The organism is Rhodobium orientis, assembly GCF_003258835.1.
Taxonomy (GTDB): Bacteria; Pseudomonadota; Alphaproteobacteria; order Rhizobiales; family Rhodobiaceae; genus Rhodobium; species Rhodobium orientis.
On record NZ_NPEV01000182.1, the window covers coordinates 1 to 265 of the forward strand.

1 pseudogene is annotated in these 265 nt (G+C 49.1%); it reads left to right on the forward strand.

Going from position 1 to position 265, the window contains the following annotated elements:
* Positions 1-265: pseudogene (locus CH339_RS25745) on the forward strand (arginine--tRNA ligase); the annotation flags it as partial.

Sequence of the window (265 nt, forward strand, 5' to 3'; positions counted from 1 at the left end):
AGCTGATCAATGTATGGGGAGCAGACCATCACGGCTATATCCCGCGCATGAAAGCGGCTATTGAAGCGCTCGGTTATGACAAAGAAACGCTTGAGGTCGAGATCATTCAGCTCGTCCACCTTTACAAAAACGGCGAAAAAATGAAAATGAGCAAAAGAACCGGAAAAGCCGTCACAATGCGCGATCTTATTGATGAGGTCGGCCTTGACGCTGTGCCTTACTTCTTTGCGATGCGCAGCGCCGATACCCATATGGACTTTGACCT